25 protein-coding genes are annotated in these 24,288 nt (G+C 69.8%); 8 read left to right on the plus strand and 17 right to left on the minus strand.

The genetic code is table 11. From position 1 onward, the window contains the following. The first annotated feature begins 23 nt into the window (after window positions 1-23). On the plus strand, window positions 24-1,667 hold the full coding sequence (locus ABCU91_RS12605; RefSeq protein ID WP_307461942.1) for a DNA repair helicase XPB: 1,644 nt from the start codon (window positions 24-26) through the stop codon (window positions 1,665-1,667). A gap of 9 nt (window positions 1,668-1,676) precedes the next feature. On the opposite strand, the gene ABCU91_RS12610 is transcribed toward ABCU91_RS12605, so the two are convergent. Beyond that, a complete protein-coding gene (locus ABCU91_RS12610) occupies window positions 1,677-3,107 on the minus strand; it encodes a type II CAAX prenyl endopeptidase Rce1 family protein (RefSeq protein ID WP_413353953.1) in 1,431 nt (476 codons plus the stop codon). Between the two features lie 99 nt (window positions 3,108-3,206). Here ABCU91_RS12610 and ABCU91_RS12615 point away from each other — a divergent pair, with 99 nt between their 5' ends. The 3 genes from ABCU91_RS12615 to ABCU91_RS12625 all read left to right on the plus strand — a co-directional run bounded on the left by ABCU91_RS12615 (window position 3,207) and on the right by ABCU91_RS12625 (window position 6,033). After that, entirely contained in the window at window positions 3,207-3,899 is a 693-nt protein-coding gene (locus ABCU91_RS12615) for a response regulator transcription factor (protein ID WP_091355396.1), read from the plus strand. 88 nt (window positions 3,900-3,987) lie between these two features. Next, a complete protein-coding gene (locus tag ABCU91_RS12620; protein WP_413353954.1) occupies window positions 3,988-5,631 on the plus strand; it encodes a sensor histidine kinase in 1,644 nt (547 codons plus the stop codon). Window positions 5,632-5,745: 114 nt separating this feature from the next. Beyond that, complete coding sequence (locus tag ABCU91_RS12625; protein WP_406923744.1) at window positions 5,746-6,033, plus strand: WXG100 family type VII secretion target; 288 nt, start codon at window positions 5,746-5,748, stop codon at window positions 6,031-6,033. Window positions 6,034-6,104: 71 nt separating this feature from the next. Here ABCU91_RS12625 and ABCU91_RS12630 read toward each other — a convergent pair whose 3' ends face one another. Together ABCU91_RS12630 and groL are read right to left on the minus strand one after the other, a co-directional pair. Further along, window positions 6,105-6,302, minus strand: a complete 198-nt coding sequence (locus tag ABCU91_RS12630; RefSeq protein WP_406923743.1) for a hypothetical protein — start codon at window positions 6,300-6,302, stop codon at window positions 6,105-6,107. Between the two features lie 227 nt (window positions 6,303-6,529). Further along, window positions 6,530-8,149, minus strand: a complete 1,620-nt coding sequence (gene groL, locus ABCU91_RS12635; protein WP_406923742.1) for a chaperonin GroEL — start codon at window positions 8,147-8,149, stop codon at window positions 6,530-6,532. A 253-nt stretch (window positions 8,150-8,402) separates the two neighbouring features. Here groL and ABCU91_RS12640 point away from each other — a divergent pair, with 253 nt between their 5' ends. Continuing rightward, window positions 8,403-8,729, plus strand: a complete 327-nt coding sequence (locus ABCU91_RS12640; protein ID WP_413353955.1) for a hypothetical protein — start codon at window positions 8,403-8,405, stop codon at window positions 8,727-8,729. Between the two features lie 6 nt (window positions 8,730-8,735). Here ABCU91_RS12640 and ABCU91_RS12645 read toward each other — a convergent pair whose 3' ends face one another. The 3 genes from ABCU91_RS12645 to ABCU91_RS12655 all read right to left on the minus strand — a co-directional run bounded on the left by ABCU91_RS12645 (window position 8,736) and on the right by ABCU91_RS12655 (window position 9,974). Then, complete coding sequence (locus ABCU91_RS12645; protein WP_036311856.1) at window positions 8,736-8,939, minus strand: cold-shock protein; 204 nt, start codon at window positions 8,937-8,939, stop codon at window positions 8,736-8,738. Between the two features lie 132 nt (window positions 8,940-9,071). After that, window positions 9,072-9,704, minus strand: coding sequence for a LytR C-terminal domain-containing protein (locus ABCU91_RS12650; RefSeq protein WP_413353956.1), 633 nt, complete (start codon window positions 9,702-9,704; stop codon window positions 9,072-9,074). A 9-nt stretch (window positions 9,705-9,713) separates the two neighbouring features. Continuing rightward, window positions 9,714-9,974, minus strand: coding sequence for a DUF3263 domain-containing protein (locus ABCU91_RS12655; protein WP_413353957.1), 261 nt, complete (start codon window positions 9,972-9,974; stop codon window positions 9,714-9,716). An 88-nt stretch (window positions 9,975-10,062) separates the two neighbouring features. Here ABCU91_RS12655 and msrB point away from each other — a divergent pair, with 88 nt between their 5' ends. Beyond that, complete coding sequence (gene msrB / locus ABCU91_RS12660) at window positions 10,063-10,473, plus strand: peptide-methionine (R)-S-oxide reductase MsrB (RefSeq protein ID WP_406923737.1); 411 nt, start codon at window positions 10,063-10,065, stop codon at window positions 10,471-10,473. A 13-nt stretch (window positions 10,474-10,486) separates the two neighbouring features. On the opposite strand, the gene ABCU91_RS12665 is transcribed toward msrB, so the two are convergent. From ABCU91_RS12665 to ABCU91_RS12675, 3 genes are all read right to left on the minus strand, one after another. Then, window positions 10,487-11,440, minus strand: coding sequence for a DMT family transporter (locus ABCU91_RS12665; protein ID WP_413353958.1), 954 nt, complete (start codon window positions 11,438-11,440; stop codon window positions 10,487-10,489). 9 nt (window positions 11,441-11,449) lie between these two features. Then, window positions 11,450-12,478, minus strand: coding sequence for a 6-phosphofructokinase (locus ABCU91_RS12670; RefSeq protein WP_065570015.1), 1,029 nt, complete (start codon window positions 12,476-12,478; stop codon window positions 11,450-11,452). Window positions 12,479-12,571: 93 nt separating this feature from the next. Beyond that, on the minus strand, window positions 12,572-14,728 hold the full coding sequence (locus ABCU91_RS12675) for a DEAD/DEAH box helicase (protein WP_413353959.1): 2,157 nt from the start codon (window positions 14,726-14,728) through the stop codon (window positions 12,572-12,574). A gap of 225 nt (window positions 14,729-14,953) precedes the next feature. On the opposite strand from ABCU91_RS12675, the gene deoC reads away from it, so the two are divergent. Continuing rightward, the gene (deoC, locus tag ABCU91_RS12680) at window positions 14,954-15,664 is read left to right on the plus strand and encodes a deoxyribose-phosphate aldolase (RefSeq protein WP_413353960.1); all 711 of its coding nucleotides are present in this window, start codon (window positions 14,954-14,956) and stop codon (window positions 15,662-15,664) included. Window positions 15,665-15,738: 74 nt separating this feature from the next. Here deoC and ABCU91_RS12685 read toward each other — a convergent pair whose 3' ends face one another. Genes ABCU91_RS12685 through truB form a run of 4 tightly spaced genes read right to left on the minus strand, consistent with a single transcriptional unit; the run spans window position 15,739 to window position 18,479 of the window. Continuing rightward, window positions 15,739-16,698 carry a bifunctional riboflavin kinase/FAD synthetase gene (locus ABCU91_RS12685; RefSeq protein WP_413353961.1) on the minus strand — a complete coding sequence of 320 codons (960 nt, stop codon included), beginning with the start codon at window positions 16,696-16,698 and terminating at the stop codon, window positions 15,739-15,741. Continuing rightward, a complete protein-coding gene (locus ABCU91_RS12690) occupies window positions 16,695-17,159 on the minus strand; it encodes a hypothetical protein (RefSeq protein ID WP_413353962.1) in 465 nt (154 codons plus the stop codon). Before ABCU91_RS12690 ends, ABCU91_RS12685 begins: the two co-directional genes overlap by 4 nt. Before the next feature lie 58 nt (window positions 17,160-17,217). Further along, entirely contained in the window at window positions 17,218-17,586 is a 369-nt protein-coding gene (locus ABCU91_RS12695; RefSeq protein WP_413353964.1) for a hypothetical protein, read from the minus strand. Further along, window positions 17,583-18,479 (minus strand): tRNA pseudouridine(55) synthase TruB, encoded by an 897-nt coding sequence (truB, locus tag ABCU91_RS12700; RefSeq protein ID WP_413353965.1) that lies wholly within the window; start codon window positions 18,477-18,479, stop codon window positions 17,583-17,585. The genes ABCU91_RS12695 and truB overlap by 4 nt, the downstream gene beginning before the upstream one ends. Window positions 18,480-18,648: 169 nt before the next feature. Here truB and ABCU91_RS12705 point away from each other — a divergent pair, with 169 nt between their 5' ends. Continuing rightward, window positions 18,649-19,515, plus strand: coding sequence for an A/G-specific adenine glycosylase (locus ABCU91_RS12705; RefSeq protein ID WP_413353966.1), 867 nt, complete (start codon window positions 18,649-18,651; stop codon window positions 19,513-19,515). Between the two features lie 21 nt (window positions 19,516-19,536). Here ABCU91_RS12705 and rbfA read toward each other — a convergent pair whose 3' ends face one another. The 4 genes from rbfA to nusA form a co-directional block, all read right to left on the minus strand. Then, on the minus strand, window positions 19,537-19,971 hold the full coding sequence (rbfA, locus tag ABCU91_RS12710) for a 30S ribosome-binding factor RbfA (protein WP_307461991.1): 435 nt from the start codon (window positions 19,969-19,971) through the stop codon (window positions 19,537-19,539). Window positions 19,972-20,106: 135 nt separating this feature from the next. Continuing rightward, window positions 20,107-22,845 carry a translation initiation factor IF-2 gene (gene infB / locus ABCU91_RS12715; protein WP_413353967.1) on the minus strand — a complete coding sequence of 913 codons (2,739 nt, stop codon included), beginning with the start codon at window positions 22,843-22,845 and terminating at the stop codon, window positions 20,107-20,109. Window positions 22,846-22,937: 92 nt separating this feature from the next. Beyond that, complete coding sequence (locus tag ABCU91_RS12720; protein ID WP_406923728.1) at window positions 22,938-23,204, minus strand: YlxR family protein; 267 nt, start codon at window positions 23,202-23,204, stop codon at window positions 22,938-22,940. Window positions 23,205-23,213: 9 nt separating this feature from the next. Then, window positions 23,214-24,203 (minus strand): transcription termination factor NusA, encoded by a 990-nt coding sequence (gene nusA / locus ABCU91_RS12725; protein WP_406923727.1) that lies wholly within the window; start codon window positions 24,201-24,203, stop codon window positions 23,214-23,216. Window positions 24,204-24,288: the final 85 nt, after the last annotated feature.

Genomic DNA, 24,288 nt, shown 5'->3' on the forward strand with positions numbered 1-24,288 from the left:
CGGGGCCGGTAGACTCGTCCGTTATGGCTAACGGCCCCCTCATCGTCCAGAGCGACCGCACGGTACTGCTCGAAGTGGCTCACCCCGACGCGGAGAACGCGCGACACGAACTCGCGATCTTCGCGGAACTCGAGCGCGCGCCCGAACACATCCACACCTACCGGATCACCCGGCTCGGGCTGTGGAATGCGCGGGCCGCGGGGCATGACGCCGAGGACATGCTCGCCACCCTCGAACGGTGGGCGAAGTTCCCGGTCCCGCCGTCCGTCTCGATCGACATCCGCGAGACCGTCGGCCGCTACGGACGCCTCGTCATCGAACGCGACGACGAGGGGACGCTGATCCTCCGCTCCACCGACAAGCCGGTGCTCGCCGAGATCGCCCGGAACCGACGCATCCAGCCCCTCCTCATCGCGCACCCGACCCCGGAGACGTACGTCATCGATGCGTGGGCGAGAGGCCAGATCAAGCAGGAGCTGCTGAAGATCGGCTGGCCCGCCGAGGACCACGCCGGCTTCACGCCCGGCACCCCGCACGAGATCGAGCTGCACGAGGACGGCTGGACGCTGCGCCCGTATCAGCGGAAGGCCGTCGACATCTTCAGCGAGGGCGGCTCCGGCGTCGTCGTCCTCCCCTGTGGTGCGGGCAAGACGCTCGTGGGCGCCGCGGCGATGGCCGACACGAAGACGACGACCCTGATCCTCGTAACGAACACGGTCAGCGCCCGCCAGTGGCGCGACGAGCTGCTCAAGCGCACCTCGCTCACCCCCGACGAGATCGGCGAGTACTCCGGTCAGTCCAAGGAGGTGAAGCCCGTCACGATCGCGACGTACCAGATCCTCACGGCGAAGCGGAAGGGCGAGTACGCCCACCTCGCGCTCCTCGACGCGCTCGACTGGGGCCTCATCGTGTACGACGAGGTGCATCTGCTCCCCGCGCCCGTCTTCAAGCTGACCGCCGACCTGCAGGCGCGTCGCCGACTCGGCCTCACCGCGACGCTCGTCCGAGAGGACGGCCGCGAGGGCGACGTCTTCAGTCTCATCGGTCCCAAGCGCTTCGACGCCCCGTGGAAGGAGATCGAGGCTCAGGGCTTCATCTCCCCCGCCGTCTGCTACGAGGTCCGCATCGACCTGCCGGCATCCGACCGGCTCGAGTACGCGGCGTCGGCCGACGACGAGCGCTACCGCCTCGCCGCGACCGCGCACGCGAAGATCGACGTCGTCCGCGACCTCGTCGCGAAGCACGAGGGCGAGCAGATCCTCGTGATCGGCCAGTACCTCGACCAGATCGACATCCTCTCGGAGGAGCTCGGCGCACCGAAGATCACCGGCTCCACCCCTGTGGACGAGCGCGAGGAGCTGTTCGACGCCTTCCGGCACGCCCGCATCCCGGTGCTCGTCGTGTCGAAGGTCGCGAACTTCTCGATCGACCTGCCCGACGCGTCCGTCGCCATCCAGGTCTCGGGCTCGTTCGGCTCCCGACAGGAAGAGGCGCAGCGCCTCGGCCGCCTCCTGCGTCCGAAGTCGAACGGACACAAGGCGAGCTTCTACACGCTCATCGCGCGCGACACGGTCGACCAGGACTTCGCCCAGAACCGCCAGCGGTTCCTCGCCGAGCAGGGGTACAGCTACACGATCCTCGACGCCGACAACCTGCTGGCGGCCTGACCGCCCGGCTCAGTCCGACGAGGACGAGCCGGGCGACCCGTCGGAACCACCGGCATCCGTCCCGGACCCGGCCGACCCGCTGTCGGCGGGACCGGACGGCGCCGGGTCCGCCGTGGCAGACCGCTCGGGCGCGGGTGTGGCGTCGGGCGCAGGCGCGTATTCGCCCCACCGGGGCGCCTGATGCGGCTGCAGCGGCGGACCGTCGTAGGGTGCCGCCGGCGGTGTCGGCGCGGGCGCGGGGTCCACCGGCTGACCGTACACGGGAGGCTGGCCGTAGACAGGCGGCTGGCCGTAGACAGGCGGCTGACCGTAGCCCGGCGCCTGACCGTAGACGGGGGGCTGACCGTAGACAGGCGACTGTCCGTAGACCGGCGGCTGACCGTACACGGGCGCCTGACCGTAGACCGGGGGCTGACCGTACACGGGAGGGTACGCGCCGGCGTACACGGGCGGAGCCTGCACGGGTTCGGGTGCGGGCGTGATCCGCAGCGTGCGACGCCCGTCGCCACGGCGCCAGAGCCACTCGACGACTCCCACGAACGCGCCGATCATCACCACCGACGACACCAGGCTCACGACGCTCGTGTCGGTCGCAGCCGCATCGCTGAGACCGAACACCGAGAACCCGAACGCGGCGAGGTTGTTGACGACGTGCAGCGCGATCGCGGCCTCGAGGCCCCCGGTCCGCCACGTGAGCCACCCGGCGGCGATGGCGAACACCCCGACGCTGACCTGGCCGGCCCAGTCGTACACGTGCCCCAGCACGAACAGCGGCACCGGCAACAGGATCGACCACGCGGGGTGCTTCAGCCAGCGTCCGACCGTCTGCATGAGGTACCCGCGGAAGACGTATTCCTCGGCGGTCGCCTGGAACGGGACGAGGATCAGGACGATGACGAGGGATGCCACGAAGGCGGGATTGTCCTGCGGCGGAACGAGCGTGCCCCCCGATCCTTCCTCTGCCGGCAGGAGGAAGGAGAGCGCGGAGATGACGATGTACACGACGACGGCGGCGCCCGCGCACAGCAGCAGCCACCTCCACCGGAGCGATCCGGCGACCGACGAGAGGAAGCCGACGCGCCGCCCGTTCACGAGGAACGACGACAGCAGGTAGATCGGCCACATCACCGCGAGCGACAGCAGGATGACAGCGAGCCCGAGCGGATCGGTGACGTCGATCGTCACCAACCGATCCAGAAGCGCGTAGACGTCCGCGGACGGGTCCGACGCGAAGAGGGTCAGCGCGAAGACGAACCCGATCACCGTGGACACGATGAGGTACAGCACGACGCCGATCGCCCCCGTCGCCAAGGGCGTCCACCAGCCTCGGCGTTGACGCGCGAACAGCAAGCGGTGGAAGGCGGCGCCCGGGCCGGTGGTGTCGGCGGGAAGGGCCGGCGCGGCGCGGTGGGGAACGGGGACGGGCTGCGGAACAGTCACCGTTCCATCCTGTCTCACCGCGGGACGTGATCGTACCCTTGAGCGACCCGGGATCGGAATGTCCAGCAAACCGATCGATTCCGGTGCCAGTATGGGCTCATGACCGCTGCACGCATCCTCGTCGTGGACGACGAGCCGAACATCCGGGATCTGCTCGTCACGAGCCTCCGGTTCGCCGGATACCAGGTCCGTGCCGTCGCGAACGGCGCCCAGACCATCTCGGCCGTCCTCGAAGAAGAACCCGACCTGATCATCCTCGACGTCATGCTCCCCGACATGAACGGGTTCAGCGTGACCAAGCGTCTCCGCGGAGCGGGCTACACGGCGCCCATCCTCTTCCTGACGGCGAAGGACGCCACCGAGGACAAGATCGAGGGCCTCAACTCCGGCGGTGACGACTACGTCACCAAGCCCTTCAGCCTCGACGAGATCGTCGCGCGCATCCAGGCCATCTTGCGCCGCACGATGCAGGCCGACGAGGACTCGATCATCAAGGCCGGCGAGATCACGATGGACCAGGACACGCACGACGTTCAGGTCGGCGACACCTCGATCGACCTCTCCCCGACCGAGTTCAAGCTCCTGCGCTACCTGATGCTCAACCCGAACCGGGTACTCAGCAAAGCCCAGATCCTCGACCACGTGTGGGAGTACGACTTCAACGGCGACGCCGGCATCGTGGAGAGCTACATCTCCTACCTCCGCCGCAAGATCGACCCGCACTCCTCCGAACCGCTCATCCAGACCAAGCGCGGCTTCGGATACATGCTGAAGGCCGACCGCACCGCCTGAACGGAGGTGCCCCCTGGGCCCGACGGCATCGCAGGACCGCGTCACCTCCTGGTGGCGCGGCCTCAGCCTGCGCACCAAAGTCACCGGTGTGACCGTCAGCATCCTCGCCTTCGGCATGATCGCTGCCGGCGTGGGGACGATGATCTTCCTGCGCAACGCGCAGCTGTCCGCCGTGGACCAGTCGCTGACGCAGACGGTCACGACCGACATCGCCAGCAGTCTGATGAACGTCACGCTCGACGACGGCGGGGCGACCTTCACCCCCATCGCGGCGGCGCCGACGGACTTCTCGGTCGCGGTGTACAGCGGCAAGGGCGAGGGCGAACGCCTGGCGGTCGCGGGAGGCGACGGATCGCTCGCACCGCCGCAGTTCCCGGAGACGTTCTCGCTCGACCAGACCGTGCTCGACGGCACGACTCCGTTCGACCTCACGTCGGCGGATGGAACCGTTCGCTACCGCGCGAGCGTCGACACGCTGCCCATCGCGGGATCGCGCGAGTACTACACGCAGCTCGTCGCGCTGCCTCTCAACGACGTGAACCGGACGGTGGCCAACTACATCGGCATCTACACCGTGCTGGCCCTGTTCACGATCGTCTGCAGCGCGATCCTGACGCGCGGACTCGTCACCCTCGCCTTCCGTGGACTCGGCCAGGTCGAATCCACCGCCATGACGATCGCCCGGGGCGACTTCAGCCAACGCATGAGCGACATCGCCCCCGGCACCGAGGTCGGCCGACTGAAGACGGCGATCAACGTCATGCTGGAGCGCATCGACGAGGCGCTCGGTGAGCGCGACTCGACCGTCGATCGCATGCGGCGTTTCATCGGCGACGCGAGTCACGAGCTCCGCACTCCGCTCGTGACCGTGCGCGGGTACGCCGAGCTGTATCGGATGGGGGCTATCCAGGATCCGGAGCAGACCGCCCAGGCCATGGAGCGCATCGAGAAGGAGGCGATCCGCATGGGCGCGCTCGTCGAGGATCTCCTCGCCCTCGCGCGCCTCGACGAGCAGCGGGACATCGCGGTCGTCCCCGTCGACCTCCGCCCGATCGCACGGGATGCCGCGCTCGACGCGCGCGCCGCCTCCCCCGATCGCGAGGTCACGTTCTCGGGGCAGACCCCGACGTCGACGATCCCGCTCGCGGTCTTCACGGCGCAGGAGCCGACCCCGAAGCGACGCGGTGGTGCGATCGCCGGCGCGGGGCGCCTGCTGCGCCGTCGTCCTCGGACGGATGCCGCGCCTCCCCCGGCGCTCCAGACGGAACCGATCCTGATCCCCGCGCCGCAGGTGGTCCTCCCCATCGTGCTCGGCGACGAGAACCGGATCCGCCAGGTGGTGGCCAACCTCCTCGGCAACGCGCGCCGGTACACGCCCGAGGGCTCGCCCATCGAACTGTCGGTCGGCGCCGACCTCGATTCCGGCCGCGGATGGATCTCGATCGCCGACCACGGCGAGGGTGTGCCCGATCAGATCCGCAGCAAGATCTTCCAGCGCTTCTGGCGAGCCGACTCGTCCCGCACCCGCGAGACGGGCGGCTCCGGCCTCGGACTGTCGATCGTCGCCTCCATCGTCGCCACCCTGCACGGGACCATCGAGGTCACCGACACCCCCGGCGGCGGAGCCACCTTCACGGTATCCCTCCCCCTCGCGATGGACCGTGCCACGGCCGGCGAAGCCGTCGACCTGGCCACACAGCCGCTCCCGCGGGCACCCCGCTCCGAGGACTGAGCGGACTCCTCCCCAGCGGACCGGGAGGAAGGGCCCTCCCCAGGGTGCGCATCGACGTGAGGCCGGAGCAGGGCGCGCTCCTAGCGTGGCGGCATCCCATCGAAAGGAACCGTCATGACCGCCTTCACCGTCGACAGCGACGCCGTCCTCGCCGCGACCACCACGATCCGCGCCACCGGCGACCGGGTGCAGTCCGAGACCGCCACGATGCTCGGACACCTCACCCAGTTGCAGGGGTCGTGGACCGGCAGCGCGTCGGTCGCCTTCCAGGGAGTTGTCGAACGCTGGCGTGCCGCCCAGCGCGAACTGGATGCCGCCCTCGCCGACATCAGCACCGCGCTGGGCACCGTCGGCCAGCAGTACGCGCAGACCGAGATGGCCGCGGCGGGCATGTTCCGCTGACGTGTCCGACCGGCGAAGGGCCCCTCCCGGGGGAGGGGCCCTTCGTGTCGAGCGGAGCAGACGTCCGTGGATCAGGACGCGTCCTCGTCTTCCTCCGGGTTGAAGTGCGACGGGGTGTCGCTGATCCCGGCGGCGACGCCGTCGGGATCAGCGGGGATGGTGCCGTCCTTCCCGAGGCCGCCCGGCTTCTCGGACCCGTCGCTGTCCGGACCGTTCTGCGGGGATTGCGCGTCGTCGCCGACGACGGCGGAGTCATCGTGGTCTGCCATGGGAACCTCTCCTCGGATCGATGTGACGAGGCCCGTGCGACGCTGCGCGATGACGGCCACCGTGCACGGCGTGGACGACGCCTCACCGCCCACAATGGACTCCTGCCACCGAAGCGGATGCTCCCTTGACATTCCGCACGGGACGCTGCGGCGGCCATCCGGCGCCCGGGAACGACGAAGGGCCCCTCCCGGAGGAGGGGCCCTTCGTGCTGATTGTCAGCGCTGGATCAGAAGTCCATGCCGCCGGTCGGGTCGCCGGCCGGAGCCGCCGCCTTCTCGGGCTTGTCGGCGACGACCGCCTCTGTGGTGAGGAACAGGCCGGCGATCGACGCAGCGTTCTGCAGCGCCGAGCGGGTGACCTTGGCCGGGTCGATGATGCCCGCGGCGAACATGTCGACGTACTCGCCGGTCGCGGCGTTCAGGCCCTGGCCCGCGGGGAGCTCGGCGACCTTGTTCGACACGACGCCCGGCTCGAGGCCGGCGTTGAGGGCGATCTGCTTCAGCGGCGCCTGGATGGCGACCTTGACGATGTTCGCACCGGTCGCCTCGTCACCGACGAGCTCCAGCTTGGCGAACGCCTTCTCGCCGGCCTGGATGAGCGCGACGCCACCACCGGGGACGATGCCCTCCTCGACGGCTGCCTTCGCGTTGCGGACGGCGTCCTCGATGCGGTGCTTGCGCTCCTTGAGCTCGACCTCGGTCGCGGCGCCCGCCTTGATGACGGCCACGCCACCGGCGAGCTTCGCGAGGCGCTCCTGGAGCTTCTCGCGGTCGTAGTCGCTGTCGGTGTTGTCGATCTCGCGGCGGATCTGGGTCACGCGACCCTCGATCTGCGATGCCTCGCCGGCACCCTCGACGATCGTGGTCTCGTCCTTGGTGATGATGACCTTGCGGGCACGGCCGAGCAGGTCGAGGGTGGCGTTCTCGAGCTTGAGACCGACCTCCTCGGTGATGACCTGGCCGCCGGTGAGGATCGCGATGTCCTGGAGCTGAGCCTTGCGACGGTCGCCGAAGCCGGGAGCCTTGACGGCAGCCGACTTGAAGATGCCGCGGATCTTGTTGAGCACGAGCGTCGCGAGAGCCTCGCCCTCGACGTCCTCGGCGATGATCAGGAGCTCCTTGCCCTCCTGGATCACCTTGTCGACGACGGGGAGAAGGTCCTTGATGTTCGAGATCTTCTGGTTCGCGATGAGGATGTAGGGGTCCTCGAAGACGGCTTCCTGACGGTCGGCGTCGGTGACGAAGTAGGGGTTGATGTAGCCCTTGTCGAAGCGCATGCCCTCGGTGAGCTCGAGCTCGGTGCCGAAGGTGTTGGACTCCTCGACGGTGACGACGCCTTCCTTGCCCACCTTGTCGATGGCCTCGGCGATCAGGGCGCCGATCTCGGGGTCGGCAGCCGAGATGGATGCCGTCGCCGCGATCTGGTCCTTGGTCTCGATCTCCTTCGCGCCGTCGAGCAGCTCGTCGGAGAGAGCCTTGACGGCCTTCTCGATGCCCTTCTTGAGCGAGATGGGGTCGGCGCCGGCTGCGACGTTGCGCAGACCTTCGCGCACGAGCGCCTGGGCGAGGACCGTGGCGGTCGTCGTGCCGTCACCGGCGACGTCGTCGGTCTTCTTGGCGACCTCCTTGACGAGCTCCGCGCCGATCTTCTCGTACGGGTCGTCGAGCTCGATCTCCTTGGCGATCGACACGCCGTCGTTCGTGATCGTGGGGGCGCCCCACTTCTTCTCGAGCACGACGTTGCGGCCGCGGGGGCCGAGCGTCACCTTGACGGCGTCGGCCAGGGTGTTGAGGCCGCGCTCGAGGCCGCGGCGGGCCTCCTCGTCGAAAGCGATGATCTTTGCCATAAGTGTGTCGTCCCTCCCGGACGTGAGGTTCAGTACCGTGCCCCCAGGGACTGGGAGCGGGATCGTTCTGGCACTCAGGATGAGTGAGTGCTAAATCATTCTGGCACTCGACCATAGCGAGTGCAAGCCGTGCGACACCGACTCGCGCTACCGTGACGACATCGCACTGATGGCCGCACGCACAGCCCGATCACCGCGTGGAGGAACGGATGCCGACGCTGGTCGAGGTCGTTTCATCACAGCAGTCACCGGCGTGCTGACGACCGCCGACGGCGCGATGAGCGCGGGGCCGAGCGTCACCACCATCGAGCACGACGACGCGAGACGATCCGAGGCGGAGGCCGCGGGCGGCCTCGCGTCACCCGGCTACGACGCCTACCTGCGGCGGGACACCGCCGAGTGGCGCGACGAACTCGCCGGGTGGCAGCACGTCGACGCCGTGTCCGCAGCCCTGGACGGCGTCACGCTCTTCGTCTCCGTCACCGACAGCGACGAGACGGAAGCCATCGAGAACAGGTCCGCGACCGAGCTGAACCCCGCCGAGGTGGGCGGAGCGTTCCTCCGCCGGTACGAGAGCTGAGACTCGTCAGGCGACGACGCGGACGGACTCGGCCTGCGGGCCCTTCTGGCCGCTGCCGACGGTGAACTCGACGGCCTGCCCCTCCTCGAGGACGCGGAAGCCCGACATGTCGATGTTGGAGTAGTGGACGAAGACGTCCTGTCCGTCACCGAGGGTGATGAAGCCGAAGCCCTTCTCGGCGTTGAACCACTTGACGGTTCCCTGGGTCATGCGAATCTCCTGAAGCTGTGGGACATCGAAATGCTAGCCACGCGCCCAGGCCGGAATCCGCGGTTCCGGGCTTTGTTGACACCCGTGCACCGAAGTGTTTACGACGGCGAAACACATCGCGTCGCGCGGGGCTCACTCCGAGCCGAAATCGAGTCCCACGACGATCACGAGTTGCGGCCGGCTGGTCCCGCCGGCATCCGTCGTCTCGGGCGGCGCCACCACCTGGTAGGTGTCATCGAGGGAGACGTCCGCTCCGCCGATGGCGTCCGCGAGCCCTCGGGCGGCGGCCTCGTCGGTCGCCGTGCCGTAGTAGACCGTCGTGGTCGGGAAGTCGTTCGAGCTCGCGTTGCTCGCCTCGACATCCGCCGCATCCCATCCTGCAGCGATGACGTCGTCGCGGACCTTCGCGCCGAGCCCGTTCTCCGCCGTCGCGTTCAGAACGAGCACCTGGTAGGAGGTGTCGACGCGGGGCGCGACGACAGATGCCGTGCCGGTGGAGGCCGGCACCGGAGCGGGGTCGAACCGCCCGGTGGCGTACAGGGTGCCGAACACACCTGCGGCCACGATCGCCACCGTCGCGACGACGGACCACAGCACGATCACACCCACGCGCAGACGCGGCGCCTCGGCGCGATGCGCGCCCACGCGTGCGGAACCGGCGGGGAGGTCGTCGAAGCGATCCGTGGTGGCGGACCGGCCCTGCGAAGCGGAAGGATCCGTCGGGGCGGGCTGCTCTGGCTCGGTCGGGGAGGTCGGAGACGGCACCCGAGGATCCTACCGGGCCGAGGCCGGGAGGATTCTGGCGCGGCTGCGCCGCTCGCGCTCCTGCGCCGCCTGGAGCCGCCGGAGCCGGTGGACGAGCACCGGATCGTGGGCGACGGCATCCGCCGATTCGAGGATGCGACCGAGGAGCTGGTAGTACCGTGCGGGCGTCAGCGACAGCTCGGCGCGTACCGCCTCCTCCTTCGCACCCGAGTGACCGTGCCACCGCGCCTCGAAGTCGAGGATGTCGCGGTCACGGTCGGAGAGGGGCACTCCCCCACCGTACGACCGTCACCGGGCGACACCGCGGAACATCCGGGCGGTTCGTCCGGTTGAATAGGACGAGGGAAGGAAGAAACACATGAGCTATCGCGTGGAGAAGACCGATGAGCAGTGGCGCGAGGAGCTGACGCCCGAGCAGTACGCTGTCCTGCGTCAGGCCGGAACGGAGCGCGCGTGGACCGGCGAACTCCTCGATGAGGATCGTGCCGGGTTCTACACCTGTGCCGCCTGCGGGTCGGAGCTGTTCCAGAGCGGCACGAAGTTCGACTCGCACTGCGGGTGGCCGAGCTTCTACGAGTCGGTCCGCCCCGAGGCGGTCGAACTGATCGAGGACAACAGCCACGGCATGGTCCGCACCGAGGTGCGCTGCGCCAACTGCGGATCGCACCTGGGGCACGTGTTCCCCGACGGGTTCGGCACCCCGACCGGTGACCGTTACTGCATGAACTCGCTGTCGCTCTCGTTCACCCCGAAGGGTGACGAGGTCTGATCGACCGCGGCGATCAGCGCCGCACGCGCCAGAAGGCGGCGACGGACACCGACGCGAGGCCGATCACGACGGTGATCGCTTCGACGAGGAGTCCAGGACCGGCAGGCGCGGGCCACAGGGCGTCGAGGGCCAGTGAGGCGACGAGCTGACCCGAGACGGCCGCCAGGCCGAACAAAAGCACCCCCGTCCGCGCCACGATCGCGGCGGACATCACGATGTAGGTGACACCCAAGACGCCTCCGAGGTAGAGCCACGGCTCCCCCGGGGGCGTCTTGGGTGGGCCGCTGATGAGCGTGCCGACGACGGCGAGCACCGTGAGGATGACGGTGCCGACGATGAAGTTGACGAGGGTCGCCGTCAGGGGTGTCCCGACGCGGGCCCGCAGCCGGCCGTTCGTGGCCTGCTGCCAGGCGAGTCCGACGCCGACGAACACGGGCAGGATCACCATCCAGACCGGAACGTCGGCCAGGCCGTCACCGGCGATCAGCACGACGGCCACGGCGGCGAGCGCGAGCGCTCCCCCGATCAACCGCGGCACCGTGACGGCGACGACCCCTCCCGGGCCGAAGCCGATCCGGTCGAACACGAGCCCGCCCACGGTCTGCCCGGCCACGATCCCGACGGTGAACAGCGACACCCCCACGATCCCGACGGCGAAGCTCTGCGTCCCGACCGTGAATGCGCCGGCTGCGCCGCCCACCAGCATCCACCAGGGAATCGTGTGCTCCCGGATGCCGCGCGCCAGGGTGACGGCGCCGCGCCGCCCGGCGGGCGTCAGTGTACTGATGAGCGCGATCAGCACCAGTCCGCTCGCGAAGGAGACGACGGCCGCGGCCATCGCGTGCTCGAGACGCACGCCGAGCTGCCCGTTGATGCGGGCCTGGACGGCGGTGAGGACACCGACGGACACCGCCGCGAGAAGGGCGGGAGCGACGGACGCCGGGGCTGAGGGAGTCGCTGTCGTCACGCGGCCGGCTCAGCCGAACAGCGCGGCGGCTTCTTCATAGCGGTGCAGGGGCACCGTGTGCAGCGACCCGAGGGCCTCCGCGAAGGGGACGCGGACGATCTCGGTGCCCTGCATGGCGACCATCTGTCCCCAGGCGCCGTCGACGATGGCGTCGGCGGCGTGCAGGCCGAGACGCGTCGCGAGGACGCGGTCGAAGCCCGAGGGCGATCCGCCGCGCTGGATGTGACCGAGCACCGTCGAGCGGGTCTCGATGCCGGTGATGCGTTCGATCTCGGGAGCGAGGATCTCGCCGATGCCGCCCAGGCGCGGCCGGTTGAAAGCGTCGAGGCCCTTGTCGCTGAACGCCTCCTCCATGCCCGTGAGCTTGAAGCCCTCGGAGACGACGACCAGCGGTGCACGGCCACGGTCGTGGGCCTTCGTGACCTGCTCGGCGATGTCGTCGATCGACATCGGCACCTCGGGGATGCAGATGACGTGGGCGCCCGAGGCGATTCCCGAGTGGAGGGCGATCCAGCCGACGTGACGTCCCATGACCTCGGCGACCATGCAGCGCTGGTGCGAGTCGCCCGTCGTGCGCAACCGGTCCATCGCCTCGGTGGCGATGTTGACGGCCGTGTCGAAGCCGAACGAGTAGTCGGTGGCGTGCAGGTCGTTGTCGATCGTCTTCGGCACACCCAGGACGTTGATGCCGTCCTTGTGCAGACGGTCGGCCGCCGCCAGCGTGCCTTCGCCGCCGATCGCGACGATGCCGTCGAGTCGGTGGCCGTACATCGTCTTGGAGATGTTCTCGGCGCCGCCGCGAGGTCCCTCGTAGGGGTTCGTCCGGCTCGTCCCGAGGATCGTGCCGCCGACCTTCGACAGACCCTTCACCTCGTGACGGGTCAGGGGGAAGAAGTCCCCGTCGACCACACCGCGCCACCCGTCGCGGATGCCCACGAACTCGATGTCGTAGGTGGTCGTGCCCTTCAGCACGATGCCCCGGATGACGGCGTTCAGTCCAGGACAGTCGCCGCCGCTCGTGAGGATACCGATCTTCATGGGTGGTCCTTAGGTGATTCGGGTTGATGCTGGGGGCGACGCTGCCTCCACGACACTAGCGTCGCGGCGGCATCCCCTGCCAGCGGAGCGGCGTCAGGCCGCGCCGAGGGCCTGCCGAAGCAGATGCATCAGCGCCGAAAGCTGCACCGAGTCGCTCGAGGTCGGATCGACGGCCTCGCCGTCGAGCGCGCGCTGCGCGAGCCCCTGCTTGCTGTCGATGAGCTCGGCGATCTTCGTGTCGATCGTGTGCGCGGCGATGATGCGCCATGCGGTGACCGGCTCGTCCTGACCGATGCGGTGCACGCGGTCGATCGCCTGGGTCTGCTCGGCGGCCGTCCAGCTGAGCTCGGCGAGGACGACGTTCGACGCCGCCTGCAGGTTCAGCCCGACACCGGCCGCGGTCAGCGAGCAGACCGCGATCGCGACGTCCGGATCGCCGTTGAAGGCGTCGATCGCCTGCTGGCGCACGGGCGTCGTCTGATCGCCGCGGATCGAGACGGTGCGAAGTCCCGCCGACGCGAAGTGCGCCTCGGCGGCATCCATCACGTCGATGTGCTTGGCGAAGAACACGACCTTGCCGACCGAGCGCTGCAGCTGCACGGCGTAGTCGGCGGCGAGCTGCGCCTTGGCCTGACCGATGCGGCGGACCATGGTGAAGACGTTCTCGGAACCGCTGCCGGCGGCCTTGGCCTCTTCGAGTTCGCCGTGGGCGACCAGGCGCACGATGTCCTCGTCCGCCTCGCCCCGCAGGACGCGGTCGCCGCGTGCCTCGATGATGCGACGGTACTTCGCGGCGAGGCGCTCGCCCAGCTCGCGCTCGGCGGCGCGGATCGACCGGCCGTACTCGTCGTCGAGCTCGACGGGGAGGTCGGCGACGAGCTTGTCGGGCAGGTCGGCGGCCACGTCCTTCTTCTTGCGGCGGACGATGCCCATCGAGATCACGGCGGAACGTGCCTCGGGGTAGAACGCCTTATCGGCGGGGGTGAGGCCGGTCTCGTCGAGGCGCGCCATCAGCTCGGGTCCCGGCTTCTCACCGTTGGTCCAGCCGAGGAAGCGCCAGATGGCGTCGAAGTCCTCGACGTCGTTGATGAGCGGCGTACCGGTGAGCGCCAGCAGGAGCGGGTCGCGCACCTGCTCGCGAATCCGCGAAGCGAGCGCGAGCACGTTCCGGGAACGCTGCGAGGTCAGGTTCTTGATGAAGTGCGCCTCGTCGACGACCATGCCCTTCAGCCCGATGGAGCTGAGCCAGGCGAGGTGACGATCGAGGATCTCGTAGTTGACGATGAACACGTCGGCGAAGGCGTCCATCGTCTCGCCGTCGCCCTGGATGACGGTGGCGCGACGCTGCGGCGTCCACCGCTCGACCTCGCGCGCCCAGTTCATCTTCACGACATTGGGGACGACGACCAGGAGCGGGAAGGCGTCGGCGACGGATGCCGCGAGCACCGACTGCGCCGTCTTGCCGAGACCCGGCTCGTCGGCGAGCAGGAAGCTGCGGTGCCCCGCGCGGACGGCTTCGAGGAACCGGGACTGGTGCGGCATGACCTCGAGGTTCTTGGGCGACAGCCGGTCGAACTCGGGAACCGGGGGCAGGTCCATCGAGGCGGCACCGCCGCCGGCGCCCGTCTCGAACGCCTTGTAGAGGGGGCCCATGAGCTCCCACCCGTCGAGGCGGCGGCGCGGTGTGGGACCGGCGACACGCATCGCGACGTCGGGCGCCAGGAACGGGTTCGACTCCTTGCGCGCCTCGACCTGCGGCGGCACGACCTGGCGGTCGGCGACACCCTCGGGGACCACGGGTGCCTGCACGGGCTTCGCGTCGGTGATGATCAGCTCGTCCTCGGGCAGGTCGGCGCCCGACTCGATGAGCCAGTCGCGCCGCATGCGACGAGCGACCGGCGACGTCGCCTGGTCGACCTCGAGCAGCTGGATGAGGGACGTGTCGCGGGCGGCGGTCTTGGCGAGGATCGTCGCGACGCCGTCGAGGCGCTTGAGCAACTCTGCGCGGGCGCCGTCGGCGATGTCGGTCGCCGCCTTGACGCGGGCGCGCTCCTCGCGGACGAGGAAGGCGATGACCTGGAACTTCACCCGGTTGGTCGGCCCCAGCTTCCCGCGCTGAGCCTTGGCCTCGACCTCGCGCACCTTGCGGGCGAGGATCGGGATGAGGGGTGCCTCGTCGTCTCGACGCGACGATGATCCCCGACGACGCCGAGCGGCGGTCTTGGGGGCGGTGGCTGCCGTGGTCGGCATGCTCCTCCTGAGCGTGACACCGGCGGGTGCCGGCGATGGCCGTCGATGACGACGGTCCTACGGGACCGCGACGGTGCAGTCACGGTGCGATGTGTTCCCCGGATCCGCCGGCTGCGGGTACTCGCTTCTGCGAGCTGCGGCGACGGACGGATCCTTCTCCCCCAGTCTAGCGCGTCCACGGCGCCCCGAACGTCGCCTCGCGGGCGGGCGCGTACGCTGGGAACCATGCCCACCGAACGCGAACTCGCCGCCGCCATCGACCACGCGATCCTGAAGCCCGAGCTCACCCGGGCAGACGTCGACGCCGAGCTCGACATCGCGGCCGAGTGGGGCGTCTTCAGCGTGTGCGTGCGCCCCAGCGACATCCCGCACGCCGTCGAGGGACTCGCGGGCACCGGCGTCGCGGTCGGCACCGTCATCGGCTTTCCGCACGGGACCACCTCGACGGCGGCCAAGGTCGCCGAGACCCGCCAGGCGATCACCGACGGCGCCGCGGAGGTCGACATGGTCGTCAACATCGCCGCCCTCCGTTCCGGCTTCGACGACGTCGTCGTCAGCGACATCCGGGCGGTCGTCGAGGCGGCAGACGGCCGCGTCACCAAGGTCATCCTCGAGACGGCGCTCCTCGACGACGAGCAGATCGAGCGCGGCAGCCGCCTCACCGAGGCCGGCGGCGCCCACTTCGTCAAGACCTCCACCGGATTCGCCGGAGGCGGCGCGACGGTCCCCCACGTCGAGCTCATGCGTCGCACGGTCGGTGCGGGCGTCGAGGTGAAGGCCTCGGGCGGCGTCCGCAGCTACGCCGACGCCCTCGCCATGCTCGAGGCCGGCGCCACCCGTCTCGGTACGAGCGGCAGCGCCGTCATCCTCGGCGAGGCACGACGAGTGGATGCCGGGGCTGCGGCCACCGGCGCCGTCGACGACACCTCGTACTGAGCCCGCGGGCTCCGCGCGGGACGTGCAGCCTCAGGATGGCAGCGCGGCGCGCTCAGGATGGCAGCGCGGCGCGCTCAGGATCGCAGCGCGGCGCGGACGTCGGTGACGTCGGCATCCATCTGCGCGATCAGCTTGTCGATGCCCTCGAAGGCCACCATGCCGCGAACGCGCGCGACGAACTGCACCTGAACGATGTGTCCGTAGAGATCGAGACCCGTCTCGTCGAGGACGTAGGCCTCGACCTGCCGAACGAGGACGTCGTCGAACGTGGGGTTCGTGCCGATCGAGATCGCGGCGGGGTATCGGGTCGCGGGTGCGTAGCCACCGGCATCCGTCCCCTCATCGACCAGCCAGCCGGCGTAGACGCCGTCGGCGGGGATGAACCCCTCGGCGTCGGTGGCGAGGTTCGCCGTCGGGTACCCGAGCTCCCGGCCGCGCTTGAGGCCGTGGACGACCTCGGCCCGCACGGCGTGCGGGCGGCCCAGCAACCGGGCGGCGTCCTCGACCTGGCCCGCGGCGAGCAGCTCGCGCACCCACGTCGACGACACGCGGCGGCCACCGCCCTGGACGTCGCCGACGATGTCGACGGTGAAGCCGTGGGATCGGCCGGAGTCCACGAGGAAATCCGGCGTACCGGCTCCCCCGCGACCGAAGCGGAAATCCGCGCCGACCATGACCCGGACCGCTCCCAGGGCGTCCACGAGGATCCGCTCGACGAACGTCTCGGGGGCGAGGGCCGCGAGGGCCTCGTCGAAACGGAGCACGAGGACGGCATCGACCCCGGCGTCACGGAGCAGGGCGATCTTCTGCTCGACGCTCACGAGCGACTCGGGGCAGATCTCGGGCCGCAGAAGGCTCAGGGGGTTGCGATCGAACGTGACCGCGACGACGCGGGCACCGGCATCCGTCGCGGTCACACGCGCGCGGTCGATGACGGCGCGGTGGCCGGAGTGGACGCCGTCGAACTTGCCGATCGCGACGACGCTCGGACCGAATCCGTCGGGGATCTCGGCCGGGTCGCGGAAGACGATCATGCCGCCACCGCCGTCGGGCGACGCCGGCGATGCGCGATGAGCCACCACAGCCCCAGGAACGGCAGCACGAGCGGGATCAGGACGTATCCGATGCCGTAGCCGGACCACACCGTCGGGTGGTCGAACAGCTCGGGGTGCGTCAGTGAGAGGGTGCCGACGACGAGCACGCCGACGAGTTCGAACACGATCGCCGCCCACGCGACGCGGTACCAGCGCTCCGACGCGCTGAAGATCAGGGCCAGGGTCGCGAGGATGTAGACGAGGGCCGAGAGTGCCGACAGCGAGTACGCGAGCGGCGCGTCGTCGAACTCGCGGACGATCTGCACGAACGAGCGGCCCGTGGCTCCGAGCGCCATGATCGCGTAGACCACCACGAGGACGCGGCCGACACCGGTCATCCGACGAGGGGGCGGGGTGGATGCGGCCGACGAAGCGGTCGAGGTCGGCACGGTCTCAGGCATGGCACCTCAATCCTACGACCGGCGCGAGCTCGGCTCGCCGCTCACCCGGGCGAGCGGATCAGGCGACCTGGATGGTCCAGATCACGTTCATGCGCCACACCATGATCGCTATCGCGAACGCCGCGACGCCCATCACGACGGTGCTCCACCGGCTCCGCTCGATGAGAGCCCAGATCACGGCGGCCGGCGGGATCAGCACGGCAGACACGAGGTAGACCCAGAACTCGAGCAGGTCGCCCGAGGGCGGGTTGCCGGCGAAGGGCGCGATGACCGAGATCACCACCTGCACGATGAGCAGCACGAGGATGAGCGCCTGCGTCCCGACCGTCAGGTCGCTCGGTCGTCGACCCGCCAGGCCCAGGACGGTGCACAGGAGACCGGCCGCGCACGCGACGGCGATGACGGCGACGGTGAACCAGGCGATCACGGCTGCTGCTCCTCGGGCATGTTCATGAGGCTCTTCACGTCGACCCCGCGGCGTCCGACGATGCCGACGAGGGCTCCGTCCGGCGCGATGGCGGCGGGCGTCTCCGCCTCGAGCCGCTCCGCCGCACCCAGCAGCCGCTTGCCGTGCCGCAGGTCGCGCGCCTCGTCGGCCGTGACGGGGAACGCGCCGAGAAGGGATGCCGCGACCTCGGCGGCATCCTTCAGCGGCGCCGTGGGGGTCAGTTCCGAGACGGCGTCGGCGACGTCGAAGGGTCCGACGCGGGTGCGGCGCAGGGCGGTCAGGTGGCCGCCGACGCCGAGGTCCGCGCCGAGGTCCCGCGCGAGGGCCCGGATGTAGGTGCCGCTCGAGCAGTCCACGACGACGTCGACGTCGATGACGCCGTCGCCGCGGCGGATCTCCCGCACCTCGAACCGACTGACCACCACGTCGCGGGCCTTCAGCTCGACCTGCTCCCCCGCGCGCGCCAGGTCGTAGGCGCGACGTCCGCCGACCTTGATCGCCGACACGGTGCTCGGCACCTGTGCCATGGGCCCCGTCAGTGAGCGGATGCCGCGGTGGATCGCGTCGTCGGCGACACCACCGGCATCCGTCCGCGAGGTCTCGACGCCGTCGGCGTCGTCGGAGTCCGTCGTGACGCCGAGGCGGACCGTCGCCTCGTAGGTCTTGTCGAGCCCGACGACGTAGGTGAGCAGGCGCGTGGAATGCCCGATCCCGAGAACGAGCAGGCCCGTGGCCATCGGGTCGAGGGTGCCGGCGTGGCCGATCTTGCGGGTGTTCAGCGCTCGACGGGCGCGGGCCACGATGTCGTGACTCGTGACGCTCCCGGGCTTGTCGACGAGGAGGATCCCGCCGCTCGCCTGACTCTGGTGCATGGCTTCCAGCCTAGGCTGGAGCGCGTCCGCGCTCATGCTCCCGCCTTCTGTCCGGATCATGTTCTCTCGTCGACATCACACGCTGTGCGCGTCCGTGCCGTGTGCTCTCGGTGAGAGCACATGATGTCGCCGGGAAGGGAGGGCACGCGTGGCGACCTAGGCTGGAGCGGTGCCCGACCTCGCCCCGCCGCTGATCGCGTGGTACCGCGAGAATGCTCGGGACCTGCCATGGCGTCGCGACGGTTTCGGCGCGTGGGGGACGCTCGTGAGCGAGTTCATGCTCCAGCAGACGCCCGTCGCGCGCGTCATCCCCCGCCTCGAGGAGTGGCTCGCGCGCTGGCCGACACCGGCCGACCTCGCCGCCGCTCCCCCGGCCGACGCGGTCCGCCTCTGGGCGAACCTCGGCTACCCGCGACGCGCCCTCTGGCTGCACCGCGCGGCGACGGAGATCCGCGACCGGCACCACGGGGTCGTCCCCCGCGACGTCGACGCCCTGCTCGCGCTCACGGGGATCGGCGACTACACCGCCCGGGCGGTGGCGGTGTTCGCGTTCGGCGACCGGCATCCCGTCGTCGACACGAACACGCGACGCGTCCTCGCCCGCGCCGTCGAGGGACGCTCGCAGCCGGGGTCTCCGGCGAAGGCCGACCTCGCCGCGATGGCCGCGGTCCTTCCCGCGGACGACGAGGACGCCGCGGTCGTCAACGCGGCCGCGATGGAGCTCGGCGCCGTCGTCTGCACGGCACGGGCGCCGCGATGCGAGGCGTGCCCCCTGGCGGAGATGTGCGCCTGGCGCGCCGCCGGATACCCCGACACGGGCGACGACCGCAGAAAGCAGGCGCGCTACGAGGGCAGCGACCGGCAGGCGCGCGGCGCCGTCATGAAGGTGCTGCGGGATGCCGACGGCCACGTCGCGCCCGCCGCCGCCGTGATCGCCGAATGGCCCGACCCGCAGCAGCGGGACCGGGCCATCGACTCACTCATCACCGACGGCCTGGTCGAGGCCGTCGACGGGATGCTTCACCTGCCGCGCTAGAGCGCGACGAGCGGGGACCTCTCAGTCCTCGTCGCCCTCTTCGCGGGGCTTCACGTACGGGTCCTCGTCGCCGGCATAAGTGCCGGACGCGGCGATCCCCGCGACCTGCGCGTCGCGCTCGCGCGCCTCGCGCAGGAGCTCCTCGATGTGCCCCGCGTTCTCGGGGAGCGCGTCGAGGATGAACTCGAGGGTCGGGGTCAGACGCGTGCCGAGCTGACGCCCGACTTCGCTGCGCAGCATCCCCGTCGCTGCCTTGAGGGCAGCGGCCGAGTCGGTGCGCGCGTCGTCGTCGCCGTAGACCGTGTAGAAGACGGACGCGTGCTGCAGGTCACCCGTCACGCGCACGTCGGTGATCGTGACGAATCCGAGCCGCGGGTCGCGCAGCCCCTTCTCGAGGCGCTCCGCGATGAGCACGCGGATGCGGTCCGCCAGCCGTGCCTGCCGTTCTCCGGCCATGTCCTTCTCCCTCTCCCCCGGCCCGCGATCGGCTGGCCGGAAACTGCGGAGGACTCGGATGTCCGTCCGAGGCAATCGGGGTAGGGGCCCCGCTCTTGCCGAGGACGGACATCCGAGTCCGTAGCAACGCTGGAATCAGCCGCGCGGCTTCTCCACCATTTCGGTCGTCTCGATCTCGTCGCCGACCTGGATGTCGTTGTACTTGCCGAGACCGATACCGGCCTCGAAGTCCGTACGGACCTCGGTGACATCGTCCTTGAAGCGGCGCAGCGACTCGATGGCCAGGCCGTCGGCGAGCACGACGCCGTCGCGGATGACCCGCGCCTTGGCGTTTCGCGTGATCGTTCCCGAGCGGACGATGACACCGGCGATGTTGCCGAACTTCGAGGAGCGGAACACCTCGCGGATCTCGGCGACACCCGACTGGACCTCTTCGAACTCCGGCTTGAGCATGCCCTGGAGGGACTGCTCGACGTCGTCGATCGCGTTGTAGATGACCGAGTAGAACCGGACGTCCACACCCTCGCGGGCGGCACGCTCGCGGGCTTTGGTGTCGGGCCGGACGTTGAAGCCGATGACGATCGCGTTGTCGATCGTCGCCAGGTTGATGTCCGACTCGGTGACGGCACCCACACCGCGGTGGATGATGCGCAACTGCACGCTGTCGTCGACCTCGATCTTGAGGAGCGATTCCTCGAGGGCCTCCACTGCACCCGAGACGTCACCCTTGATGATGAGGTTGAGCGACTCGACCTTGCCCTCTTCGAGAGCGCGGGTGAAGTCCTCGAGCGAGATGCGCTTGCGGGCCTTGGCCAGCTGGGCGTTGCGCTCGACCGCTTCACGCTTCTCAGCGATCTGGCGGGCCATGCGGTCCTCTTCGGTGACGATGAAGACGTCACCGGCGCGGGGCACGGAGTTCAGACCCTGCACCTGCACGGGGCGCGACGGGTAGGCCTCGTCCACGGCGTCGCCGTTCTCGTCGATCATGGCGCGGACGCGGCCGTAGGCCGTGCCTGCGACGATCGCGTCACCGACGCGGAGCGTTCCGGACTGGATCAGCACCGTGGCGACCGAGCCGCGGCCCTTGTCGAGCTTGGCTTCGATCGCGACACCACGGGCCGCCTTGTTCGGGTTGGCCGTGAGGTCCAGACCCGCGTCGGCGGTGAGGAGGACGGCATCCAGCAGTTCCTGGATGTTGGTGCCCTGGCGAGCCGACACGTCGACGAACATGACGTCGCCGCCGTACTCCTCGGCGACCAGGCCGTACTCGGTGAGCTGCTGACGGACCTTCGCGGGGTTCGCGTCGGGCTTGTCGACCTTGTTGACCGCCACGACGATCGGGACGTTCGCCGCCTGCGCGTGGTTCAGTGCCTCGACCGTCTGCGGCATGATGCCGTCATCGGCTGCGACCACGAGGATCGCGAGGTCGGTCACCTGCGCACCACGGGCACGCATGGCAGTGAACGCCTCGTGACCCGGGGTGTCGATGAAGGTGATCGCGCGCTCGATACCCTCGTGCTCGGTCCACACCTGGTAGGCACCGATGTGCTGGGTGATGCCACCCGCCTCACCGGCGACGACGTTGGTCTGACGGATCGCGTCGAGCAGTCGCGTCTTACCGTGGTCGACGTGGCCCATGACGGTGACCACGGGAGGACGGATCTCGAGGTCGTCCTCGCTCTCCGCCTCCAGCTCGGCCTCGAGGTCGAGACCGAAGCCCTCGAGGAGCTCTTTGTCCTCGTCCTCGGGAGAGACCATCTGGATCTTGTAGCCGAGCTCCTCACCGAGGATCTCGAACGTCGCCTCATCCAGCGACTCGGTGGCCGTGGCCATCTCGCCGAGGTTGAAGAGGATCGTCACGAGGGTGCCGGGCTGCACGTTGTAACCGCGCAGGGCCTCGAGCTTGTCGGCGAAGTCCGCGATCGACGCACCGCGACGGAGGCGGATGATCTCGCCGTTGCCCTTGGAGACGTTGACGCCGCCGACGACCGGCGCCGACCGCATCTCGAATTCCTGCCGCTTCGCCCGACGCGACTTGCGCTGCTTGGACTTGCCGCCGCCCTTACCGAAGGCACCTGCGGTACCACCGCCGGGGCCACGACCGCGGCCACCGCCGCCACCGGGACGACCGGCGAAACCACCGGCCGGTGCACCCGGACGCGCGGCGCCGAAGCCACCGGCGCCGCCGGGACGACCGGGGCCGCCGGGACGCTGCTGGAACGGTGCGCCGGGACGACCGCCACCGGGACGACCCGCGCCACCGGGACGCGGAGCGCCGGGGCGGGGGGCACCGGGACGCGGAGCCTGCGGACGCGGGATGTTGCCGGGGTTGGGCCGCTGACCCATGCCCTGAGCCGACGCGAACGGGTTGTTACCCGGACGGGGGCCGGCGGGACGCTGCCCCATGCCCTGCGAGCTGGCGAACGGGTTGTTGCCGGGGCGCGGCGCGCCGCCGGGACGCGGCGGCTGGGCGCCGGGCTTGCCGGGCGTCGCCGCAGGTGCGGGAGCGCCGGGCTTCGGAGCGCCCGATTGGGATGCTGCCGACGGCGCCGCTGCGGCGGGCTTCTCCGCTGCAGGCTGAGCGGGAGCCTCGGGGGCCGCCGGCTCAGGAGCCGGAGCGGGCTTGGGTGCCGACGGGCGGGGCCCGGGGGTCGCCCCGGATGCCGGTGCCTTGGCTGCGGGCTTCGCGGGCGCGGCAGCAGGTGCCTTCACGCCTTCCGCCTCGAGGGCGGCGCGGAGCTTGCGAGCCACGGGGGGCTCGATGGTGGATGAGGGGCTCTTGACGAATTCGCCGAGCTCCTTCAGCTTCGCGAGGGCGACTTTACTGTCGACGCCGAGCTCGGAAGCGATCTCGTGCACGCGTGGTTTTGCCACAATTCTCCTGTCTGGGGCCCGCCCCGGACAGGGCGGACCGTCATTCGCGGACGGGTCTCATTTCGAGCCGTTCACTTTGTGTCCATAGCCGTTCAGCCGTTTCGCTGGAGGGATTCTCTGGTGGTCCGCGCATCCAGCGCCGCTGTGTCCAGCGGAGTGGATACCCGTAGTGCTCGCCCGAACGCGCGACGCTGGAGAGCGGTGCTCACGCAACGGTCGGTGTCGTGCACCCACGCGCCCCGACCCGGGAGGACGGCCTTCTCGTCGATGACGAGAGCGCCGTCCCTGGCCACGATGCGGAGCAACGAGGACCGGGGGGCACGCGTGCGGCATCCCACACACGTTCGAACAGCTTCCATCCTACCGCGTCAGGACTCGTCGAGAATGCTGTCGGGCTGGATGTCGATCTTCGCGCCGGTCAATTTCGCCGCGAGCCGGGCGTTCTGACCTTCCTTGCCGATCGCGAGCGAGAGCTGGTAGTCGGGAACGAGTGCCCGAACCGCCTTCGTGGCCTGGTCGAGCACGAAGCTCGAGGTCACCTTCGCGGGCGACAGCGCGTTCGCCACGAACTTCGGCAGCGTCTCGTCGTAGTCGACGATGTCGATCTTCTCTCCGCCGAGCTCCTCGGTGACGGCGCGCACGCGGCGGCCGAGTTCACCGATGCAGGCGCCCTTCGCGTTGACCGCGGGGTCGTTCGCCTTGACGGCGATCTTCGTGCGGTGACCGGCTTCGCGGGCGAGCGAGACGATCTCGACGACGCCCGAGGCGATCTCGGGGACCTCGAGGGCGAACAGCTTGCGGACGAGACCGGGGTGAGTGCGCGACACGGTGATCTGCGGCCCCTTGAGACCCTTCGAGACCGAGGTGACGTAGACGCGCAGACGCGAACCGTGCGCGTAGTCCTCGCCGGGAACCTGCTCCTCGGGGGGCAGGATCGCCTCGATCGTGCCGAGGTCGACGTGCACCATCCGGGGGTTCGGTCCCTGCTGGACGACGCCGGCGACGATGTCGCCTTCCTTGCCCTTGAACTCGCCGAGCACGGCGTCGTCGGCGATGTCGCGGAGGCGCTGGCTGATGACCTGCTTCGCGGCGAACGCGGCGATGCGGCCGAAGTCGTCGGGGGTGGACTCCTCCTCACCGATGACGGCGCCCTCTTCATCGCGCAGCGGGACGTACACGGCGACGTGTCCGCTTTTGCGGTCGAGGTGGGCGCGCGCGCCCTCGGGCAGTTCACCGTCGGGAGACGTGTGCTTCGCGTAAGCCGTCAGGATGGCCTGCTCGATGATCCGGATCAGTTCCTCGAACGGAATCTCCCGTTCGCGTTCGACAGTCCGCAGCAGCCCCAGGTCGATGTCCATAGGTGCCTCCCTTTTCAGTTGCTCAACACGGCGCCGCTCGCACCCGGTCTCCCGGCGCGTCGCGGCATCCCGTCAACGTTACCCG

It is taken from the genome of Microbacterium phoenicis, from assembly GCF_047302325.1.
GTDB lineage: Bacteria > Actinomycetota > Actinomycetes > Actinomycetales > Microbacteriaceae > Microbacterium.

Coding starts and splice junctions, on each gene's coding strand:
- ABCU91_RS12615 (WP_091355396.1), top strand. CDS start 3,207: ATGACCGCTGCACGCATCCTCGTCGTGGACGACGAGCCGAACATCCGG.
- ABCU91_RS12645 (WP_036311856.1), bottom strand. CDS start 8,939: ATGACCCAGGGAACCGTCAAGTGGTTCAACGCCGAGAAGGGCTTCGGC.
- ABCU91_RS12720 (WP_406923728.1), bottom strand. CDS start 23,204: ATGGAAGCTGTTCGAACGTGTGTGGGATGCCGCACGCGTGCCCCCCGG.
- msrB (WP_406923737.1), top strand. CDS start 10,063: ATGAGCTATCGCGTGGAGAAGACCGATGAGCAGTGGCGCGAGGAGCTG.
- truB (WP_413353965.1), bottom strand. CDS start 18,479: ATGCACCAGAGTCAGGCGAGCGGCGGGATCCTCCTCGTCGACAAGCCC.
- groL (WP_406923742.1), bottom strand. CDS start 8,149: ATGGCAAAGATCATCGCTTTCGACGAGGAGGCCCGCCGCGGCCTCGAG.
- ABCU91_RS12685 (WP_413353961.1), bottom strand. CDS start 16,698: ATGATCGTCTTCCGCGACCCGGCCGAGATCCCCGACGGATTCGGTCCG.
- ABCU91_RS12670 (WP_065570015.1), bottom strand. CDS start 12,478: ATGAAGATCGGTATCCTCACGAGCGGCGGCGACTGTCCTGGACTGAAC.
- ABCU91_RS12630 (WP_406923743.1), bottom strand. CDS start 6,302: ATGGCAGACCACGATGACTCCGCCGTCGTCGGCGACGACGCGCAATCC.
- ABCU91_RS12625 (WP_406923744.1), top strand. CDS start 5,746: ATGACCGCCTTCACCGTCGACAGCGACGCCGTCCTCGCCGCGACCACC.
- nusA (WP_406923727.1), bottom strand. CDS start 24,203: ATGGACATCGACCTGGGGCTGCTGCGGACTGTCGAACGCGAACGGGAG.
- ABCU91_RS12690 (WP_413353962.1), bottom strand. CDS start 17,159: ATGCCTGAGACCGTGCCGACCTCGACCGCTTCGTCGGCCGCATCCACC.
- ABCU91_RS12675 (WP_413353959.1), bottom strand. CDS start 14,728: ATGCCGACCACGGCAGCCACCGCCCCCAAGACCGCCGCTCGGCGTCGT.
- ABCU91_RS12605 (WP_307461942.1), top strand. CDS start 24: ATGGCTAACGGCCCCCTCATCGTCCAGAGCGACCGCACGGTACTGCTC.
- deoC (WP_413353960.1), top strand. CDS start 14,954: ATGCCCACCGAACGCGAACTCGCCGCCGCCATCGACCACGCGATCCTG.
- rbfA (WP_307461991.1), bottom strand. CDS start 19,971: ATGGCCGGAGAACGGCAGGCACGGCTGGCGGACCGCATCCGCGTGCTC.